Annotated in this window: 22 protein-coding genes; 14 read left to right on the top strand and 8 right to left on the bottom strand. The window is 49.1% G+C overall.

The features are described from left to right. Nucleotides 1–101: 101 nt before the first annotated feature. Nucleotides 102–1,256 carry a glutamine-hydrolyzing carbamoyl-phosphate synthase small subunit gene (carA, locus tag K4H28_RS04155; RefSeq protein ID WP_255573616.1) on the bottom strand — a complete coding sequence of 385 codons (1,155 nt, stop codon included), beginning with the start codon at nucleotides 1,254–1,256 and terminating at the stop codon, nucleotides 102–104. Nucleotides 1,257–1,516: 260 nt separating this feature from the next. Then, a complete protein-coding gene (locus K4H28_RS04150; RefSeq protein WP_221007144.1) occupies nucleotides 1,517–2,005 on the bottom strand; it encodes a glutathione peroxidase in 489 nt (162 codons plus the stop codon). Nucleotides 2,006–2,068: 63 nt separating this feature from the next. On the opposite strand from K4H28_RS04150, the gene K4H28_RS04145 reads away from it, so the two are divergent. From K4H28_RS04145 to K4H28_RS04135, 3 genes are all read left to right on the top strand, one after another. After that, nucleotides 2,069–3,082 carry an FIST N-terminal domain-containing protein gene (locus K4H28_RS04145; protein WP_221007143.1) on the top strand — a complete coding sequence of 338 codons (1,014 nt, stop codon included), beginning with the start codon at nucleotides 2,069–2,071 and terminating at the stop codon, nucleotides 3,080–3,082. 159 nt (nucleotides 3,083–3,241) lie between these two features. Next, entirely contained in the window at nucleotides 3,242–3,676 is a 435-nt protein-coding gene (locus K4H28_RS04140) for a DUF1841 family protein (protein WP_221007142.1), read from the top strand. Nucleotides 3,677–3,710: 34 nt separating this feature from the next. Then, entirely contained in the window at nucleotides 3,711–4,370 is a 660-nt protein-coding gene (locus K4H28_RS04135; protein ID WP_255573615.1) for a 3'-5' exonuclease, read from the top strand. A gap of 68 nt (nucleotides 4,371–4,438) precedes the next feature. On the opposite strand, the gene K4H28_RS04130 is transcribed toward K4H28_RS04135, so the two are convergent. Continuing rightward, nucleotides 4,439–5,050: a DUF1294 domain-containing protein gene (locus K4H28_RS04130; RefSeq protein ID WP_221007141.1), complete on the bottom strand. Its 612-nt coding sequence runs from the start codon at nucleotides 5,048–5,050 to the stop codon at nucleotides 4,439–4,441. A gap of 79 nt (nucleotides 5,051–5,129) precedes the next feature. Then, nucleotides 5,130–5,345 carry a DUF1289 domain-containing protein gene (locus K4H28_RS04125; protein WP_221007140.1) on the bottom strand — a complete coding sequence of 72 codons (216 nt, stop codon included), beginning with the start codon at nucleotides 5,343–5,345 and terminating at the stop codon, nucleotides 5,130–5,132. A 164-nt stretch (nucleotides 5,346–5,509) separates the two neighbouring features. Here K4H28_RS04125 and K4H28_RS04120 point away from each other — a divergent pair, with 164 nt between their 5' ends. After that, a complete protein-coding gene (locus K4H28_RS04120) occupies nucleotides 5,510–6,313 on the top strand; it encodes a UDP-2,3-diacylglucosamine diphosphatase (RefSeq protein ID WP_221007139.1) in 804 nt (267 codons plus the stop codon). Between the two features lie 122 nt (nucleotides 6,314–6,435). Next, on the top strand, nucleotides 6,436–7,494 hold the full coding sequence (locus tag K4H28_RS04115; protein ID WP_221007138.1) for a glycosyltransferase family 4 protein: 1,059 nt from the start codon (nucleotides 6,436–6,438) through the stop codon (nucleotides 7,492–7,494). A 61-nt stretch (nucleotides 7,495–7,555) separates the two neighbouring features. Here K4H28_RS04115 and K4H28_RS04110 read toward each other — a convergent pair whose 3' ends face one another. The 4 genes from K4H28_RS04110 to K4H28_RS04095 form a co-directional block, all read right to left on the bottom strand. Further along, nucleotides 7,556–7,981: a DUF411 domain-containing protein gene (locus K4H28_RS04110; protein ID WP_221007137.1), complete on the bottom strand. Its 426-nt coding sequence runs from the start codon at nucleotides 7,979–7,981 to the stop codon at nucleotides 7,556–7,558. A gap of 37 nt (nucleotides 7,982–8,018) precedes the next feature. Next, entirely contained in the window at nucleotides 8,019–9,515 is a 1,497-nt protein-coding gene (locus K4H28_RS04105; RefSeq protein ID WP_221007136.1) for a multicopper oxidase family protein, read from the bottom strand. A 210-nt stretch (nucleotides 9,516–9,725) separates the two neighbouring features. Next, on the bottom strand, nucleotides 9,726–10,085 hold the full coding sequence (locus K4H28_RS04100; protein WP_221007135.1) for a hypothetical protein: 360 nt from the start codon (nucleotides 10,083–10,085) through the stop codon (nucleotides 9,726–9,728). 122 nt (nucleotides 10,086–10,207) lie between these two features. Then, on the bottom strand, nucleotides 10,208–12,547 hold the full coding sequence (locus K4H28_RS04095) for an extracellular solute-binding protein (RefSeq protein WP_221007134.1): 2,340 nt from the start codon (nucleotides 12,545–12,547) through the stop codon (nucleotides 10,208–10,210). Between the two features lie 239 nt (nucleotides 12,548–12,786). Here K4H28_RS04095 and K4H28_RS04090 point away from each other — a divergent pair, with 239 nt between their 5' ends. From K4H28_RS04090 to K4H28_RS04050, 9 genes are all read left to right on the top strand, one after another. Beyond that, a complete protein-coding gene (locus tag K4H28_RS04090) occupies nucleotides 12,787–13,599 on the top strand; it encodes a M90 family metallopeptidase (RefSeq protein ID WP_221007133.1) in 813 nt (270 codons plus the stop codon). After that, the gene (locus K4H28_RS04085; RefSeq protein WP_255573614.1) at nucleotides 13,596–14,375 is read left to right on the top strand and encodes a class I SAM-dependent methyltransferase; all 780 of its coding nucleotides are present in this window, start codon (nucleotides 13,596–13,598) and stop codon (nucleotides 14,373–14,375) included. Before K4H28_RS04090 ends, K4H28_RS04085 begins: the two co-directional genes overlap by 4 nt. A 76-nt stretch (nucleotides 14,376–14,451) precedes the next feature. Next, nucleotides 14,452–15,042 (top strand): TetR/AcrR family transcriptional regulator, encoded by a 591-nt coding sequence (locus K4H28_RS04080; RefSeq protein WP_221007132.1) that lies wholly within the window; start codon nucleotides 14,452–14,454, stop codon nucleotides 15,040–15,042. 153 nt (nucleotides 15,043–15,195) lie between these two features. Further along, the gene (locus tag K4H28_RS04075) at nucleotides 15,196–16,353 is read left to right on the top strand and encodes an iron-containing alcohol dehydrogenase (RefSeq protein WP_221007131.1); all 1,158 of its coding nucleotides are present in this window, start codon (nucleotides 15,196–15,198) and stop codon (nucleotides 16,351–16,353) included. A 16-nt stretch (nucleotides 16,354–16,369) separates the two neighbouring features. After that, complete coding sequence (gene curA, locus K4H28_RS04070; protein WP_221007130.1) at nucleotides 16,370–17,389, top strand: NADPH-dependent curcumin/dihydrocurcumin reductase; 1,020 nt, start codon at nucleotides 16,370–16,372, stop codon at nucleotides 17,387–17,389. Nucleotides 17,390–17,414: 25 nt separating this feature from the next. Then, nucleotides 17,415–17,825 carry an organic hydroperoxide resistance protein gene (locus K4H28_RS04065; protein ID WP_221007129.1) on the top strand — a complete coding sequence of 137 codons (411 nt, stop codon included), beginning with the start codon at nucleotides 17,415–17,417 and terminating at the stop codon, nucleotides 17,823–17,825. A 148-nt stretch (nucleotides 17,826–17,973) separates the two neighbouring features. After that, on the top strand, nucleotides 17,974–18,543 hold the full coding sequence (locus tag K4H28_RS04060; protein ID WP_221007128.1) for an isochorismatase family protein: 570 nt from the start codon (nucleotides 17,974–17,976) through the stop codon (nucleotides 18,541–18,543). A 120-nt stretch (nucleotides 18,544–18,663) separates the two neighbouring features. Next, entirely contained in the window at nucleotides 18,664–19,566 is a 903-nt protein-coding gene (locus K4H28_RS04055; protein WP_221007127.1) for an EamA family transporter, read from the top strand. 13 nt (nucleotides 19,567–19,579) lie between these two features. Then, nucleotides 19,580–20,560, top strand: a complete 981-nt coding sequence (locus K4H28_RS04050) for a GlxA family transcriptional regulator (RefSeq protein ID WP_221007126.1) — start codon at nucleotides 19,580–19,582, stop codon at nucleotides 20,558–20,560. Nucleotides 20,561–20,608: the final 48 nt, after the last annotated feature.

The following is a 20,608-nucleotide window of genomic DNA, read 5'->3' as shown; positions in this document are numbered from 1 at the left end:
AGATTTTCACCTCAACCTGCTTCACTACTGCACCTAACTCCTTTATCTATACATGGATAATCAGTTCGAATATTGCGGCTTGCATTACAAGCCGCCCACTCTCACACCTTACGTTCTGCCAATTGCGCAATGAACTTATCAAACAAATAGGCCACATCGTGCGGGCCTGGGCTCGCTTCTGGGTGACCTTGGAACGAGAACGCTGGCGTATCCGTCAATTCAATACCTTGTACCGTACCGTCAAACAATGAGCGATGCGTAACGCGTACATTCGCTGGCAAGCTAGTTTCATCGACTTGGAAGCCATGATTTTGGCTCGTAATCATCACGTGCTTGCTATCCAAATCTTGCACTGGATGGTTTGCACCGTGGTGACCGAACTTCATCTTGCTGGTTTTGCCGCCAGCTGCCAAACCGAGCAATTGATGCCCCAAACAGATACCAAAAATCGGGAGTTTCTTCGCCAACAATTCTTGAATTGCAGTGATTGCGTAATCGCATGGCTCTGGATCGCCAGGGCCGTTTGACAAGAACACGCCATCAGGATTGAGTGCCAAAACATCAGCAGCAGGCGTTTGTGCTGGTACCACCGTCAATTTACAGCCACGCTCAGCCAGCATGCGTAAGATATTGTGCTTCACGCCAAAGTCGTAAGCCACGACATGGTATTTTGGATTAGATTGAACGGTGTAACCTACGCCCAATTTCCATTCCGCTGTCGTCCATTCGAACGATTTTTCGCAAGTCACAACTTTCGCCAAATCTTGACCGGCCATCGAGCCAAACGATTTCGCTTTCGCTACCGCAGCCGCTTCATCGATATTTTCACCGCTGATAATGCAACCAGGTTGCGCACCTTTTTCACGCAAAATGCGTGTCAATTTACGGGTATCGATATCAGCAATAGCAACCACGTTGTTTTGCTTGAGATACTCCCCCAAACTCATCGTGGCGCGAAAATTTGAGTGCAAGAGTGGCAAATCACGAATAATCAGGCCTTCGGCAAACACCGAACGGCTTTCTGCGTCTTCTGCATTCACACCGTAATTACCCACGTGCGGATAAGTCAATGTAACGATTTGCTTGGTGTATGAAGGGTCAGTCAAGATCTCTTGATAACCTGTCATTGAGGTATTAAATACCACTTCACCGAGGGTTTCACCCTCAGCACCAATAGAAATACCATGAAAAATGGTGCCGTCGGCAAGCGCCAAAATGGCAGGGATCGCGGCTGGCGTGGGAACTGTCGTGGACACGGGGCGGCTCCAGGGCATTGCGCCCAATAAGTCAAAATCTGTGGGGTAGGCGTAGAAAAACGGAGTTAGCTTGGCCAACCCCGTTTCCATAAGTAGTAAGACAAAATCTCCCACGCATCGTTACTTCGCCTCGCCGTACAATTTGTACTGCTCTTCGGCTTTCTGCCTTGCGTGAAAATTTTTGTACAAATTACTTCGCTACAAAATTGGCCGAATTCTACCGCAAAAGCCCTTTGCTATCAATGCAAATCCGTATTGACTCAAGGGGCAAGCAGTAACTTTTCAATATCACTCTGCAAATCAGCAATTTTACGATAAGGCGCGTATCGCTTTACTACACGCCCTTTTCTATCAATGACAAACTTCGTAAAGTTCCACTTAATCTGGCGTGAGCCCAAAAAACCACGTCGTTGCTGTGTTAAATAGTTAAAGAGCGGCGCAGCACTCGGTCCTCTGACTTCGATTTTGGCAAAGACCGGAAACTCAACGCCGAAATTCAACTGACAAAACTGTGCGATTTCTGCATTACTGCCAGGCTCTTGCCCACCGAATTGATCACAAGGAAAACCCAGAATCAGCAAGCCCTGTTCACGATATTGTGCATAGAGTCGCTGCAAGTCAGCATACTGCGCAGTGAAGCCACATTGACTTGCCACATTCACAATCAAAATCACCTGCCCACGATAGTCAGCCAGACTTTGGATGCCTCCCGCTGCAGTTGTCACAGAAAAGTCATATATATTATCCATAAGATTGCTCACCATCCTCTATTTTATGTATTGTCGCAGAGACTTTGATATCCAGGCTAAACAATGATTCCAGCAAGCGGCTACGCCCACGGCCCACGTGCCACGCCACAAGTGGCCATCGCGGCGGTCAGTTCAGCCATGGCACGCGGCGGTTTAAGTCACGCTGGGCGCATCTTTTTATTTTTGTCGACGCATTTTCAGTACGAAATCAACACCACCTTGCGTGCAGTCACTCAAGTAACGGGTAGCTTTGATATCTTTGGCGCAAGTGCTGCTGGCGTATTCAGCGATCAAGACTGGTCACTCGACGCGCCAGCCGCCGCAGCCATCGTTCTACCTGCTGCGATGCCATTCAACTTCAGCACAGACACTCACTTTGCCTTGGCCGCACCCAACGCCATTAATCAACAATGGCTCAATCGTGGTGGACAGCGTTTTGGTGGTATTGCGGGCGACGCCACTGGTAACGGCGCCTATGCGATTTGGCAAAACGGTCGACAACATCCCGATTTCATCGAAACCGCCCTCACCCCGCGCAGCATTGTGGTGTCGCAAGGCTTTCAAGCTTTAAGCCAACCCTATCGCGTGACCGCTAGCAATGGTTTGATGCTCGACACACTGGATTCACAGTCAGCCTACCCGACTTTACGCACATGGCTGCGTCAATATGATTTACATAATTTAATGGCTGGCATCGGTGATTCACCCAGCGACATGCTGTGGATTCCGGTGATTGGCGTGGACGAACAAAAACAAGCCATTATGTTGGCCCATGAAGTGCCGGTTGGCATGAATTTGTGCTGGGGACATTTTGATAGCGCTGCGGCTAGCCAAGATTTAGGCCTGCAATTAATGAGCCAACTGGCTGGGCGTGCACAGCCCAAATGGGGCTTGGCTTTTTCTGGGCACCGCCGCGCGATGGCAGGCAGTGGGATTACCGAGCCAGACTGGAATGTACTGCGTAGCGCCCTACCCGGCGTGCCGTTTGCCGGATTTTATGGCAACGGCCAGATCGCGCCCCTCGCCAAAAGCAATCAAGTGGTCGACAATAGCGTCCTTGTTGCGCTTTTCGACTAGAACAATCCATTCGTCCACGAAAAGCACGAAAGCCACGAACAAAAGCATAAAAACTCAAAGTAACTACAAACTAAGATTTTTCGTACTTTTCGTGCCTTTCGTGTACTGAATCATTTTCGTATATAAAATACACCGCCAACCTATTAAGACTCATCACCCATGCTATTTAATCCCAGCCGCGATGAAGCGCGCCGCTTTTTTATTCAGACTTGGCAAAAGCATCTGCAAGCTCAGCCCTTGGCTGATCTAGAAGCCATTCTGGTCGATGTGCTGATTGCCCATCCCGAATATCATTTATTTCTGAACCAAGACTATCTTGATCACGACTGGCCGCCCGAGCACGGCGACACCAATCCTTTCTTGCATTTAAGTTTGCATTTGGCGCTGGCCGAACAATTGTCAATTGATCAGCCTACTGGCGTTCGCGCCTTGTATCAACAACTGCACGCAAAACACAGTGATGCGCACCGCGCACTACACGATATGCTCGATTGCCTAGCGGAAATGATTTGGCAAGCGCAGCGTAACAACACACAAGCTAATCCGCAGATTTACTTAGACGGTATCCGCCAACGACTGGGCATCATCCAGTAATATTACCGTATATCGCTGTAGCCATTATTTATTAATGACTGTGGAGCAATACATCACAACTAAGGTCACCATGCTAGACACGCCACTGATTGTGCTCGACTTTGAAACAACCGGACTTTCCCCTGCCATGGGCGCGCGCATTACCGAAGTGGCGGCTTTACGTGTGGTTAATGGTGAGGTGATCGAGCGGTTTGTGTCTTTAGTCAATTGCGGCACCCGCATCCCGCGCGAGATCACTGCCATCACGGGCATTACGCAGGCCATGGTCAACAGCGCACCCCGTGTCACTGAAGTGTTGCCCGCACTCATCCAATTTATCGGCAAAGACGCGCTCGCCGCCCACAACGCCAGTTTTGATAATAAATTTTTGCTGGCCGAAAGCACGGGGCTTGGACTCAAGCCGCAGCACCAGCATTTGGTCTGCTCGCTCTTATTAGCGCGCCGTTTGATGCCACAGCGTCCAAGTTACAAACTGGGTGAATTAGCGCGGGAATTAAAGATTCGCTTTTCTGGCAACGCCCACCGCGCCGAGGCGGATGCCGAAGTGACCGTTCATTTAATCAATCACTTGAGCCAAACGCTGCGTAAACAACATCAATGCAGCAAGGTAGACCCATCACTTTTGTGCGCGATTAACCGGCAAACCGCCGCTAAAGTGCCGGCGTTTTTAACCAGTCAACGCAGCGGCATATAAAAACTTGCGAGGATGAACACCGATCAACAGGGTATTCAGCCACAGTCATTATTAAACAAAGCCTTGCATCAAATACCCACCACACCAGCTCTCAGCAAATACGCCAATACCAATATATTGATCAGCACACAAGCGGCAAACACGATACGGAATGTGCCTTTCTGTGTTTTATGACGTAAGCGGCGTTGCGCTAATACAGCACCGGGCCAGCCACCCAACACGGCAAATAGATGCAGATTGGCTTCAGGTACGCGCCACGCATTTCGCAGAGCCTGCGCCTTATCAAAGCCATACATTACAAAGCTAAACACACTGAGGGTGGCCATGATGCCGAGTATCCACCAACGGGCAGGTGAAAAAGCGGCCAAAAGTAAAGCCAAAGGCAAGCCAGCCAGCGCAAGATAGTCAATCCAATCCGTTTGCGGCTGGCTATTGGCTTGGCGATGTGCGGCACGGCGAGCATTGGCTTTTTCGAGCTGCTCTGGATTACGCCCTGCCGTTTGCGCGCGGGCACGGCCTTGTTTATCTTTACCTAGCGTAAAGTAAATCGTGTCGCCAATTCGGGGCTGGTGAATACCGCCACGCTTTAAGGTACTGATATGAACAAAGAAACGTTCGCCATTCTCAACTTGAATAAAACCGAAATCTTTTTTCCATTGCTTTAAAATGCCGTGTTGCATTTTTTCTCCATAGCGTTGAACGCTAGTATTGGTTTTTATAGTTTTGTGGACTCGCCGATATAATCGTCGTAAAAAAACATCACTTTCCGCGTTTTAGCCACGGCGGTGTTTTCCCTTGGTCGGCCCAATATTGCTCTAGACGTAACCAAACCACTTCTTTTTCTGCATCACTGAGCATGACCCAGTGCGCGACTTCCAGCATCGTGCGCTGGCAGCCTTTACAGACATCGTCACCCATTCCAGTAGAACAAACCGCTACACACGGCGTATCAGGGCGCTCACTTGACTGCATCATTCAAACTCTCAATTTTAAAAAACACGCTTTAATTCAGCATGGTAAAGACCTAAACATCGTTTTACGTACAAATCAAATGTCTTATTTGCTTCATTTTACTGTCGCACCATTGTCACAATGCATCTGCATGATGCTTCACAAGCCCCTCAGCGGAGTTGTGATTTATGGCATCTGAATTGCGTTTTCGAAGCATCTGGATTTCTGATATTCACTTGGGTACGGCAGGTTGCCAAGCTGATTATCTCTTAGATTTCTTAAAACACACCGAATCAGAGCAATTATATCTAGTTGGCGACATTATTGACGGCTGGGCCATGAAGCGCAGTTGGTACTGGCAACAAAGTCATAACGATGTTATTCAAAAAATTCTCCGCAAAGCCCGCAAAGGCACTCAAGTTACCTACATCCCCGGCAATCACGACGAAGGCGCGCGCCAATTCATTGGTCTGATGTTTGGCGAAATCAAAATCGAAGACGAAGTCATCCACACGATGGCGAACGGCAAAAAATACCTTGTCATTCATGGCGACCAATTTGACGGCGTTATTCAATGCGCGCGCTGGTTAGCCGTTGTTGGAGACCAAGCCTACGAGATGACGCTCAAACTCAATCGCTGGTTTAACCGTGCCCGCGCCCGCATGGGCTTGGGTTATTGGTCACTGTCGCAATACCTGAAACACAAAGTCAAAAAAGCAGTGAGTTTTGTCTCTGATTTTGAAGAGGCGGTCGCTGCAGAAGCCAAAAAACGCGAGTTAGATGGCGTGATTTGCGGCCATATCCATAAAGCCGAAATGCGCATGATCGACGGGATTGAATATTGCAACGATGGTGATTGGGTGGAGAGCCTGACTGCCTTGGTTGAAATGCCCAATGGTGAATTGCGCATCCTCACTTGGCAAAAAATGTACGACGCGCAAACCGCCAATATCCATAAATTATTAACGCCACTTGCGCCACAAACCGCCTGAGTGCGCCATTTGAAGTTTCACTTTTTTGCACCAAGGAAGGTAAACAGTTTTTACGCAAGACGCGGCAACAGCACAAAAACTGTCGTACTTACGTTCTTCACTACTTTGAAAGGATTAATCGCATGAAGATTTTAATCGTCACCGATGCTTGGGAACCGCAAGTCAATGGCGTAGTTCGCACCTTGAAACAAACCAGCGCCGAATTAAGAAAAATGGGGCACACGGTGGAATTGCTCACGCCGCTCGAATTTAAGACCGTGCCTTGCCCAACGTATCCCGATATCCGCCTTTCTTTATTTCCGGGCAACAAAGTCAATGAACGCATTCGTGAATTTGCACCTGATGCGATTCACATCGCTACCGAGGGCCCACTGGGCTTGGCAGCGCGCTCGTACAGCCTAAAAAATAAACTCCCATACACGACGGCGTATCACTCACGTTTTCCTGAATATGTGCAATTGCGTTTTGCGATTCCACTGAGCGTGACTTATGCATGGTTGCGCCGCTTTCATAATTCAGCTCAAGCCGTAATGGCACCAACCAAAGTGGTCGTTAAAGACTTAAGCGATCGCGGCATTACCAATGTGGTGATGTGGTCTCGCGGGGTGGATCTGGAGATTTTCAAACCAGGTCGCCGCGATAAACTCAACTCGCGTAGCCCAATTTTTGTTTATGTAGGCCGTGTTGCCGTTGAGAAAAACGTCGAAGCCTTTTTAGAATTAGATTTGCCCGGCAGCAAATGGGTGGTCGGTGACGGTCCAGCAGCGGCAGGACTCAAAGCCAAGTATGGTGAGCAAAAGAATATTCACTGGCTGGGTGTCTTAAATCAAACCGAACTCGCCGAAGTCTACAGCAGCGCTGATGTGTTTGTATTCCCAAGCAAAACTGATACATTCGGCCTAGTATTGCTCGAAGCAATGGCTTGTGGTTGCCCTGTAGCGGCATACCCTGTTACTGGTCCAATTGATGTGATTGGCAGTGACGGCCCCGGTGCATTAAACGAAGACCTACGCGAAGCGTGTATCGCCGCACTACGGATCGATCGCGACGAAGTGCGCCGCTTTGCTGAGCGCTATTCTTGGGGCGCAGCAAGCCGCCAATTCCTTTCTCACCTACACCCGTTCACACCCAATGCCCAAGCTGAGCTGCGCCTGATTGAGCAAGGCGCTGGCGGCGAATAAATCGATTTGAATGCTATCAATCAAAATGAGCTTGCGACAAGGCAAGCTCATTTTTTATCGCTTAAAAATTGCCATACGGCTTCACACTGCCGTCTTTGCCAATCAACACCACCGCAATCGTTCCCAACTTGTAATCACCCATTCCCGGTGAATTTGCTGGCATGCCCGGCACTGCGATTCCTTTTGCATTCGGTTTGTCTTTCAGCAATTTTGTTATCGCTGCTGCGGGCACATGTCCTTCCACCGCATAGCCACCAATCACAATGGTGTGGCAGCTAGGCGCAGCATCGGTGCCGTATTTTTGCTTGATGGCGCTCATATTATCGCTGGTTTGCTCTTTAATTTGAAAACCAGCATCGCGCAGATATTTAGCGTGCTCACCGCAGCAACCGCAGTGGGGGTCTTTATACATCGTACCCGCTGGCGCAGCCGCAAACGCGAAAGTCGGAGCCACTAAAAGCACAGCAAAGAGTTGTTTGAATTTCATGATGAATTCCTAAATTTTATTAAATTACAAAATCTGTTTATTTGACCAGCAACTGCGCCATCATGCCCTGCCCTTCATGCTCCAGAATATGGCAGTGGAACATCCGCAAGCCAATATCCTGCTGCACGGTTTTAATGCGGATGGTTTCATAGGGGCGTAGATTGATGGTGTCGTGTAGCGCGCGATACGGCGCATTGGTACGCTGTTTGTTGAAGGTGCTATCAATGACGATAAATTGCGTACCGTGAATATGGAATGGATGATCCATGTGCGAGTTATTGAATATCTCCCAGACTTCCACCTCGTTGACCTTGCTGATTAGGTCATGGCGATTCATGTCAAACGACTTGCCGTTCACCAAAAATGCCATCGTATGCACGCCATTGTCCATACTCATGGTTTCGCTAAACTCAACCTTTTTCATCGCCGTGGCGCGACCAAAATCGGCGATTTTCCTTAGTTTTTGTGGAATTTCCGGCATCAATCCCGCCGTAAATTGCAAAGTTGCTAAGGTACGATCAACTTCGGGCGCAACCTTGCCCATTTTCTCGCGGTTATAAATCAAGGCTTTCAAGGTCATGGATGCGGGTTTACCGTTACCCACAAGAATCTCGATCCTTTGCCCTGGCACCAATAAAAATTCATCCATGATTTGCGGCTTTTCGATCAAACCGCCATCCGTACCGACTAGCGTAAAGGGCTGGCCCATATTCAAGCGCAAATACCTTGCGCTACAGGCATTCCAAATCCGCAAGCGTTGCCGCCCAGCAATGGTGATTACCGGTTCGCGCTGGCCATTGACCAGCACAAACTGCCCTTCACGACCATTCATCCAGTCATTGGCGGTGTTATCGGGAATCTGCGCGTTGGCGTCGAGTTTTAAATCCGAAATGACTAAATGCTGCTCGGCAAAGGCTTTGAGCGGATCGTTTTTACTACGAACAATAAACAGGCCCGCCAAGCCCCGATACACCTGCTCCGGCGTGTCGCCATGGGGATGGGGGTGATACCAATACGTGCCAGCGCTGTCTTTAGGCAACTTAAAGCGATACACATGCTCACCGCCTGCAGGCACCGCATCGTGTGGATTCCCATCTTGCTCGGGCGGCACAGGCAGGCCGTGCCAATGAATGGTCGACGCTTGCGCCAACTGATTCACAAAGCGAATTTCTACTTCATCGCCTTCAAACGCCTCAATCAAGGGCCCCGGTACTTGGCCGTTATATAACCACATCGGTGTTTTCTGGCCGGCGACTAACTCAACATCATGCGCAGCTGCAGTGAGAGTGGCGGTAAATTGCTTTGGCTGCACACTGGTATTTTTAAGAATGGACAAGGGCTGATGGGGCCGTCCTGCAGGCAATGCAGAAACCGCAAGCAAAGGCATGTCCGCAACCGTTTTTAGGTTCTGCGGCATTGCGTCTGCGCCATGTGCGCCATGTGCGCTGTGATCTATCGCCGCCCACGCAGGCACATTAAGAATCGGCAAGATACCCAGACCAATCCCACTAAAAATAAAATTTCTACGATTCATCAGAATCTCCAAATGAGAATTGATTGGCCATGTATATAAGCAAAGCGCATTATTAATAATGCGTCTAGAGCAATACGTCTCATATTTTAAAATAGTAAAGTTATTGAAACAGGCCAATACAAAGCAATATATCGATCAATTTGATCGATGCAATCACTTTGTCTAAGGCAATGTGGAGCGAATAGCAAACTCGCTTATTGCGGGGCCTGATTAAAGAAGTTGTAACGGAGGATGTAAAGGCGGCGGGAAATGAATGCTTTGCAGCACGATAGTCGGTGCCGAGACGAATATCGCTGGCGCCTGTGAAACCAAAATCAATGGCATAGATGTTGCCAAGCCACTCAAGCAGACACCACAATGATTATTGGCCATGCTTTGGCTAGCGCAATGATTTTTGCAATTTAGACTGTCTGCAGTCTGTGAATCTTCGTGATGCGTAGCATGAGATTCATGCAACTGCTCAGTTGCATGGGCTTGCACTGAAAATGGCGCGCGCTCAGAGGCCATCGCCACATTCAGTGACAATAAACACGACAAAAGCAAAAAAATAAACGCGCGAAGATGAAGCATGATTTTGATCTTACACCCACGATGCGGTTCAGCACAGTTCAAAAAATAACACTAAAAAACGGGAACGGTTGCAATAAAAAAAGCACGCATTTGAGCGTGCTTTAAATTAAATGCAACCCGTATCAACGACGAGCGGCTTCTGCAAAACGGCGAGCTGCGTCTTGCGCGCTCATATTGCTGTTTTTCCAGAATGCATCAACCGCATCATAGAAAGCCAATTTAACTTCATCTTGCACCGCCATATTGTGCGCCCATGATGGCACCAACACTTGCTTGCTAGCTGCATTGGCAAAATCACGAGCAGATTGTTTGGCGTAATCATCATAACGAGTCATATTCACATCGGTACGGGCTGGAATATTACCTTTATACAAATTGAATACCTCCTGGCCTTCGGTACTCATTAGCAAACTCACAAAATCACGCTGCGCGGTTTGCAAACGTGGATCGCTTTGTTTAAACATCGTGAGCGTATCAGCAGCAAAGCTGTACTCACCATTTTGCGTTGGTGATGGCACGCACAGATAATCGGTTCCTTGCGTTTTACCCGCTTGGGCAAATTCGCCTTTTGCCCAATCGCCCATCAATTGCATCGCTGCACGGCCATTAATCACATCGGCAGTAGCTAAATTCCACTCGCGGCCAGCGGCATCTGGTGTGCAGTATTGCTTCATTTGTCGCAAGGTTTCTAGACAACGAATCATCACAGAGCCATTGAGTGCCGATTGATCGAGCTGACTAAACGCCGCGTTATAAAATGCCGCCCCACCCAAGCCGCACGTAATCGCCTCAAACATCGTCGCGATTTGCCACGATTGCTCACCGACAGCCAACATCGGCGTACCCATTTGTTTGAGCTTTTCAGCCACTACAAAGAAATCGTCCCACGATTTAGGTGGATTTACACCCGCACGGCGAAGTACCGCGGCATTAATCCAGAACATATTCACGCGGGCCACTCCTAACGGCACTGCAACATATTGGCCGTTGGCTTTCATCATCGTATCTAGCACTGCGGGCAGCACTCGGTTCCATCCTTGGCTCGTAGCGACATCATTCAAATCAGCCAAAACGCCTTCTTTAGCCCAGTTTTGAATTTTTACGCCGCCAATGGCCGCTGCAGTAGGTGGATTACCCGCCAGCGCGCGAGCACGTAATGCAGGTGCTGAATTATCACCTTGTGCATCCGCCCAGTGATGACCTTGTGCATTCAGGAGCGCTTTGATTTCAGAAACCGCACGCGCCTCGCTTGAAGCAGCCCAACCGTGCACTACTTCAATATCGGCGAGTTTGAAGTTGCCCACTGATTTGAGTAAACGTTTTGCTCGTTCATCCAAGTTTTTTAAAGTGTTGGTTGCTTGCTGTAAAGCTGAGTCAGTGGCTTGTGTCATCACATCTAAACGCTCAGCTGAACTTGCCAAGGTATGTGTCGCAGCTGATTGCTCTTGCGTTGATTCGGCAATAAGGCGCACTGCCGATACCACACTCCCCATATGCTCACGAATGCCCAGCATATGGCCGCGCGCATCTTCGGCCATTGTCACACTGTGCGCTACGCGCTCAGCGGTGGTCGACATATTGCTGACTGCATTTTGAGTTTCACGGCCAACCGATTCAATTTTGTGCGCAATTTCAACTGTTGCGCTGCTGGTGCGCTCGGCCAGTTTTCGAACTTCATCTGCAACAACTGCAAATCCACGCCCCATTTCACCGGCACGGGCAGCTTCAATGGCGGCATTGAGTGCAAGTAAATTGGTTTGCCCAGCGATGTCTTTAATGACCCCAATAATCCCGCTAATTTCTTCAGAACGAGCGCCCAAACCATCCATCGTTTGCGTTAAAGCAACCACCGCTTCTGAAACCTTGCCAACTTCCTCAGATACGCGCAGCACCGAGTCGGCGCTATTGCTAGAGAGACGTTGAGTTTCTTCAACTACATGATCCATATCACGGGCACTATCGGCAATATGATTGATGCTGACGGTAATTTCTTCGACGGTTGCGGCCGATGAAGCGGCATGGTCAGACTGCATATGCGTGTCTTTCGCCATTTGCCCTGTCACAGCGGTGAGCTCAGATAAACCCAAGGCAAGCCCTTCCATTTCGCGCTGCACATCACGCAAAATCCTTTGTACTTTATCGGTAGACTCATTGTAAGCCAGAGAAATATCGGCAATATCGCCATGGCCATTGACGGGCAAGCGAGTCATCAAATCGCCACGATCGGTCGCTTGCAAGCGCATCAAATCACGCATTTGCGTTAACGGCTTAAAGAGTTGATTGATACCAAAAATTAAGCCCGCCAACAGTGCGCCCAAGCCCAAAAAACCAATCAATAAAATCGTAATGAATAAATCATTGACGGCTGCCACCGAGCTACTACTCACCACGATCAGTAATACGATCAGCACCAGCGAATAAATCGCCCCTATCATTGCAATGACTTGATTACGACTCAGCATGCGACTACTCCAAAAAAACCAGCAACAGAACTATTGAATTCAGCACAAGATAAAAAAAACAATAGGGACAATCATGTAATTATGATTTTTTGATAATACATCAAGCCAGCTTACGCGGTATGTGACAAATCGATGACTGTTGTATCTCATCTTCAAGCCTAGGGTACTAACTTCAGCAGGCTTCGCTTGAATTGCACCTAGTGAGACCCATCTGATTTGAACTTACACGGGAAACACTCATGTTCAATTACTTTCGCCGCAAACGTCGTGACCGTTGGTTAGCGCAGCATCCGATTGCTGATGAATTATGGCTGCCCGTGACCACAATGCCAGTACTGAAAAACCTTAGTGCCAGTGAATTAGCGCGTTTACGCGAATTGGCCGCATGGTTTTTACATACCAAAGCGATCAGCCCAAAAGGCGAGCTGGTTTTTTCTGACCCGATGCGAGTCGTTTTAGCGGCCCAAGCGGTATTACCTATTTTGAATTTAGGTTTTGAGGCCTATGACGACTGGCAGGAAATCATCATTTACCCTAGCCAATTTCTAGCGCCTACGCGCCATGTTGATCACATCGGAGTGGTTCACGAGGGAGAGTACGCACTAGCAGGCCAAGCACGTGGCGATGGACCGGTACTTTTTTCATGGCACGATGTGATGGAAGGCCCATGGCTGGATGGCTGGAATGTCGTCATCCACGAATTAGCGCATAAACTGGACATGTGCAACGGCGGTCATGCCAATGGCTACCCCATGTTGAATGCCGGAATGGATCACGACGATTGGAAAAGTGCATTCAGTGATGCCTTTGCCCATTTGCAAACGATTGCCCATTCAAACGATCACAGCCCCATCGATCTCTACGCAGCGACCAACCCAGCAGAATGCTTTGCGGTACTCAGCGAAGTTTTCTTTGAACGCCCACTGGTGTTGCAAGAAAGCTATCCAGCAGTCTACGAGCAACTGATGCAATTTTATAAACAAAACCCCGTTGAACGGCTGCATCCGCAGCGCTATCGCCAAGTTCAAACCCACTACGACTACCTACAATGATCGGTTTAATTCAGCACAACGCCCCTGCAGCGCTCATCACCCAAGCAACTCAAATGGGTATTGCCATCTGGGCATTACCTGACGAGGACGCCACTCACATACTGCAATGGAATGAAGAACACCTTGAGTTAGTCACGATTGGCGAAAAAGCAGCCGTGTATGTTGATTTTGTCAGCGGAGCTGCAGCGCATCGACGCCAATTTGGCGGCGGACGCGGCCAACCTGTCGCCAAAGCGATTGGTATCAAAGGTGACTATATTCCGCGCGTTCTCGACGCGACAGCTGGTCTAGGCGGTGACGCCTTCGTATTGGCGAGCTTGGGCTGCACAATGACGTTGATTGAACGAACTCCCGTGGCGTATCTACTGCTAAGCGACGGTTTACGACGCGCGCAACTTGATACCCATACCGCTGAGATTGTCGCCAGAATGACGCTGCATTTTGGCGATGGTCGCGAATGGCTCACCGAGCGCGCATCTGGCAGCGGGCCTTTGGCGCAACAAGAATTCGACGTTGTATATTTAGACCCGATGTTTCCCGAACCCGGTAAACGTGCCAAATCAAAGAAAAGCATGGCGGCGTTTCAAACGCTGATTGGTGGTGACGAAGACGCCGACGCTCTGCTCGCCCCTGCGCGACTCATCGCCAAAAAACGCATCATCGTCAAACGCCCACGACACGCACCACTAATGGCCGGCGCACGACCTGATTTTGTGTTTGATGGCGAAAGTACGCGATTTGATGGTTACTTGCCTATTTCAAAAACAAGCAAATAGAGCTTGTAATCCTATGTGTAATTTTGCACACCAACCTAACTAGACGACTGGTCTAATTAAATATATTATCCACTCCATGAACTCAGATCACATCGACGTACGTCAGCATATTTTAGATACCGCCAAGCCCATCATTTTGGGCAAAGGTTTCTCTGCGGTCGGTTTAAATGAAATTTTGACTGCGGCCGATGTACCCAAAGGCTCGTTTTACCATTACTTCAAATCCAAAGAAGCATTTGGTGAGGCGTTACTAGAAAACTACTTCGCTAATTACTGCGAACGACTCGATTCAATTTTTAATACCCAAGATGCAACCGCAGCCGAGCGGATGCTGGCGTATTGGGCGAGTTGGCTAGAAACCCAAAGCTGCGACGATCGCGACGGACAATGTCTCACGGTCAAACTCGCAGCTGAAGTTTCGGATTTATCAGAAAGTATGCGCGGTAGTTTACTGCGCGGCACGCAACAACTATTAGCACGTATTGCCCTGTGCTTAAGTGAAGGCGAGCGCGATGGCTCATTACCCCACTACACAAGCTGCGAACAAACGGCACTACAGCTGTACGAAATGTGGCTGGGTGCAACGCTACTGACCAAAATTCGTCGTGACCGCAGTGCACTGGAAGCTGCGATGCAAAGTACGCAGTTGATATTAAAAATCAACTGAACAATACCGTTTTCTCGACCCACAACACGGCTCAGATATAGGCCGTGTTGGCTGTGAGATTTTTTGATTTTACTTTTTTATTTTGATTGATCGCATTTGCGATCTTATTTTTACTTAGTAACTAGACGACTGGTCTAATAAAGGATTGCCCCAATGACTAACTTTGAATTTTTTAACCCAACTAAAATCGTTTTCGGTACGGAAACCATCGCCAAGCTCGATCAATTAGTACCTGCCAACGCTCGTGTGATGATTTTACTCGGCGGCGAAAGCGCACGTAAAAACGGCACAGTCGCCGAAGTTCGCGCTGCGCTAGGTTCACGTGAAGTGCATGAATTTAACGGTATTGAACCGAATCCAACATACGAAACTTTGATGCAAGCGGTCGAAATCATCCGTGCAGAAAAGCTTGATTTCTTACTTGCAGTCGGTGGTGGTTCAGTGATTGACGGCACTAAATTTATCGCTGCCGCGGTGCCTTTTGCTGGCGAACCGTGGGATATCTTGACTACTTTTGGCCAAACCATCACGAGTGCATTGCCATTTGGTACGGTACTGACGTTGCCAGCGACCGGCTCAGAAATGAATCACGGCGCGGTGATTACGCAAAAAGCCACGCATACCAAATTACCATTTATGAATCCGCTGGTATTCCCGCAATTTTCGATTCTAGACCCGAGCAAAACCTTCACCTTGCCAACGCGGCAAATCGCCAATGGCGTGGTCGATGCCTTTGTTCACACCGTTGAGCAATACCTCACTTACCCAGTAAACGGCATGGTGCAAGATCGCTACGCCGAAGGTCTGCTCAATATCTTGATTGAGATCGGCCCAAAAGTGCTGGCCAATCCGCAAGATTACGATCTACGCGCTAATTTGATGTGGGCAGCGACGCAAGCACTCAATGGTTTGATCGGCGCTGGCGTACCGCAAGATTGGTCAACACATATGATCGGTCATGAACTCACCGCACTATTTGATATCGACCATGCTCGCACGTTGGCGATTGTGTTACCGGCCAACTTGGTATTACGTTCAGAGAGCAAGCGCGAAAAATTGCTGCAATACGCCGACCGTGTTTGGCACATCACCGCAGGTACAGAAGAAGAACGCATTGCCGCTGCGATTAACAAAACGCGTGAATTCTTTGAAGCGATGGGAATTAAAACTCGCCTAGCTGATTACGATTTGGGCGCTGCTGTGATTGATACCGTTATTGCAAAACTCGAAGCGCACGGCATGACCGCACTGGGCGAACGCCAAGATGTGACATTGGCAATGAGCCGCCAAATTTTAGAAAACTCACTTTAATTTCAAGGATTTGAAAATGACGATCAATCGCCAAATCGTATTGAATTCTCGCCCAGTCGGCGCGCCGACCTTGGAAAACTTCCGTCTAGTTGAATCGAAAATTCCTGTTCTAGCTGCCGATGAAGTTTTACTTCGCACGATGTATCTGTCGCTAGATCCCTATATGCGAGGCCGGATGAGCGATACCCCTTCATATGCTCCGCCAGTTGAACTCAATGCGGTCATGGTCGGCGGTACGGTTGCACGCGTAGAAGCGTCCAATCACGCTGACTTTAAAGTCGGTGACATCGTGCTGAGCTTCAGTGGCTGGCAAGACTATGCAGTCGCCAATGGCGCGTCATTGAATAAATTATCACCGACACTCGCGCAACCCTCGATTGCACTGGGCGCATTGGGAATGCCAGGCTTTACTGCCTATATGGGCTTGCTCGACATTGGCCAACCCAAAGCGGGCGAAACTGTCGTGGTCGCGGCGGCCAGTGGCGCAGTGGGTGCGATTGTTGGGCAGATCGCTAAATTGAAAGGCTGCCGCGTGGTCGGAATTGCGGGTGGCGCGGATAAATGCGCATACGTCGTCGATGAATTGGGCTTTGATGCCTGTATCGATCGTAAAAATTCGGACTTTGCTGCACAGCTGGCGGCTGCTTGCCCTGCGGGTATCGATGTGTACTTTGAAAACGTCGGCGGCGCGGTATTTGATGCGGTATTGCCGCTATTGAATGTCAGTGCACGAGTTCCTGTTTGCGGTTTGATTGCCAGCTATAACGACAGCCAATTGCCAGCCGGCCCAGACCGCATGGGCATGCTGATGAGCACGTTATTGAAAAAACGCATCAAAATGCAAGGCTTTATTATTTTTGATGATTACGGCCACCGTTACGGTGAGTTTTTCACCGCGATGAGTGAATGGTTGGCCGCAGGCAAAATCAAATTCAAAGAAGACCGGGTCGACGGTTTAGAAAATGCGCCAGCAGCGTTTATCGGTCTGCTTGAAGGTAAAAACTTTGGCAAACTCGTTGTTCGCGTTGCGGACTAAATCGATATCAACTGAGAGATACAACATGAAGATTTTCTACCAAACTCGCGCCACAGCAATGGGGGGCCGTTCAGGCCATGCACAGCTTGACGATGGTTCACTTAGCTTTGACTTAGCAATGCCTGGCACAGGCAAAGCAGGCGTCAATCCAGAACAGCTATTTGCCATTGGCTACGCCGCGTGTTTTGACAATGCCTTAGCATTGACAGCACAAAAAATGAAACTGCCCGTTAGCAGCAGCCAAACCTCTGCGGCAGTTGGCTTGGGACAAAACACAGCTGGCGGCTATAGCCTCGATATAGACTTGTACATTGAAGTGCGTGGCATTAGTGAGGGCGAAGCCCAAGCTTTAGTGGAAGCTACGCATCAAATTTGCCCATACTCAAATGCGGTGCGCGGCAATATTGAGGTGCGTTTACACATCAATCAGGCTTAATTCAAATCCATCAATCATGAATCGCCCTGCCGTTTAATCACGGCAGGGTTTTTGTCTTATTTTGTCCCCAAAGCTGTCATCAATCGCGCTTAAGCCGCATCTAATTAAAGCCTAAACTGGCTTTACTTTAATTCATTTGGCAAACAAAATGTCTCATTCACAATCAGCCTTGTTAGTTATCGATGTACAACAATCTTTTTTACATCGCCCCTACTTTAGTGAACTTGATCTGCCTGAGTTTCAAACTCAGCTGCTCAAACTGATTGCTGCCTGCCAAGCGCAAGCGATTCCAGTTATCACCGTTTTGCATGTCGAACCAGAAGGAGCTTTCGCTAAAGCGTCAAACTGGGTGAAACCCATGGATTTCTTGCCACCATTGACTGGGCTCGTATTTGAAAAAACCGTGCACAACGCGCTGATTGGTTCGGGTCTACATGAATGGCTGCAGCAGCAAGGCATTACACATTTGATTATCAGCGGAATTCGTACCGAGCAATGCTGCGAAACAACGACGCGAGTCGCCTCTGATTTGGGTTATGTGGTGGAGTTTGTTACTGAAGCGACGTTAACCTTTGCGATGCAACATCCAAATGGGAATATCTATAGCGCAGCCGAAATCAAAGAGCGTACCGAATTAGTACTGCATGAGCGTTTTGCCAGAATTTGTACCGTGGATGACATCGTGCAGCGTTTTGCAGCTCAAGCTGTCGCCGCTTAACGCTAAGTACTCGTACAAAAGTTTTATGACAAGGCGTCGAAGCCGCAGGCAGTACATCTAGTACGACAAGGCGAGACAACGATGCAAGAAAACTTTTGTCTATCTACTGAAGGAATCTCTATGCCAATTCGTGACCTAGCGCTCGCCCTAATTGTCGTTTTGGCATGGGGATTTAATTTTGTCGTGATCAAATGGGGTTTGGTCGGTGTGCCGCCGCTGCTGTTGGCGACGTTGCGATTTGCCGCAACGGTGTTCCCAGCGATTTTTTTCTTGCGCCGCCCCAACTTGCCGTGGAAATACCTACTCGGCTATGGCCTGACGTGGGGCGTTTGCCATTTTGCGTTTTTATTTTCGGCAATGGCCAATGGCATGCCCGCCGGATTGGCATCGGTCGTCTTGCAGTCGCAGGCGTTTTTTACGCTCATCTTTGCCGCAGTTTGGCTTAAAGAGTCATGGAAAACCAGCCAGCTCATCGGCCTGATTGTCGCAGGTTGTGGGCTGTGGCTGATTGGCAGTAGCCATGGGCAAAGCATGACTTTGCTCGGTTTCGTGATGACGCTACTCGGAGCAGCAGGCTGGGCAATGGGCAATATTGTGATGAAGCAATGTGCCAAACAAGGCATTTCATTTAGCGTGCCGGCATTTATGGTCTGGACGTCGATTGCACCAATGTTTGTGTTTGCTCTTCTAAGCCTCATCATCGAAGGCCCTGAACAAATCAGCAGCGCGCTAAAGCACTTTACGCTGCAATCAACACTCGCCGTACTCTATTTAGCCTTTATCGCCACCTTGCTCGGCACGAGTCTGTGGAATGTTTTACTCAAACGCCACCCTAGCAATCGCGTTGCTCCGTTTAGCCTTTTAGTGCCTTGGGTTGGCCTATCCGCTTCAGCTGTTTTACTCGACGAAATTTTGCTCACTGCGCAATGGTGGGGTGCCGCTTTGCTGATGTCAGGTTTATTACTCAATTTATTTGGCGGCAATGTAGTGCAGCGCTGGGTCAATAAACGGCAAGTGGCTTGATTAGAGAATACAGATGACTGAACTTTATTTTGTCCTGACACCCAACTTTATGCTGCTTGATTTAGCGGGGCCAGCCGAAGCATTTCAAATCGCAGCTAACCACGGCGCCCCCTATCGATTGCATATGGTGGCGCCCGTGGCTGAGCTGACTTGCTCGATTGGTTTAAGGCCGCACCAGCTTAACCCCTTGCCACAGCCGATTCCTGCAGGGGCGCATATTGTGTTGATCGGGGCTGAAAACTCCAAAGTCAGTTTGCAATTACCCGAAGCACAAGCCGTTGTCGCATGGCTGCGTGAACATTTTAACGCCACACAGCATCATCTGGCCTGCGTATGTTCGGGAACAATGCTGGCGGCCTATGCGGGTCTTCTTGATCACTATGAATGCACTACACACCATGAGATTTTGGAACGGCTACGAATCGCAGCGCCTCTCGCCAAAGTGCTCGATGACCGCATTTTTGTGCAAGATGGCAATATCGCCACCAGCGCGGGAATTTGCTCGGGTATTGATTTGGCGCTGCATTTGATTGAGCAGCAAGCTGGATCACTCATCGCACAAGCGGTTGCGCGGGAAATGGTCGTTTGGTTGCGCCGTAGTGGGCAAGATCCACAACTTTCGCCGTGGCTGGCGCACCGCAATCACTTGCATCCGATGGTTCACAAAGCACAAGACCTGATCAGTCGCGCACCTGCAGAGCGTTGGACGCTTGAGATTGTTGCCGCGCAAGTCCACACCAGCGGGCGTAATTTAGCGAGGCTGTTTCTGCAGCACTGTCGTGTGTCGCTGCATCAATATCATCTCGCCATTCGCATCGCCACCGCCAAGCAACTACTCAATCATCCTAATCTAACGATCGAACAAATCGCCGAGCAAGCGGGTTTTGCATCCGCAAGAGATTTTCGCCGCGTGTGGCAAAAAGAAATGGGGATGTTACCGAGTGAATGCCGAGCTACAACTTATCCAACAAAAACCTACGCCAAACTTAAATAAAGATAAAATACTAAACTCTGCAAGCCTCATTTACATCAGCGAAGTTAT

The sequence above is a fragment of the Deefgea tanakiae genome (genome assembly GCF_019665765.1).
GTDB classification, from domain to species: domain Bacteria; phylum Pseudomonadota; class Gammaproteobacteria; order Burkholderiales; family Chitinibacteraceae; genus Deefgea; species Deefgea tanakiae.
This window is presented reverse-complemented; position numbering and strand designations above follow the sequence as displayed.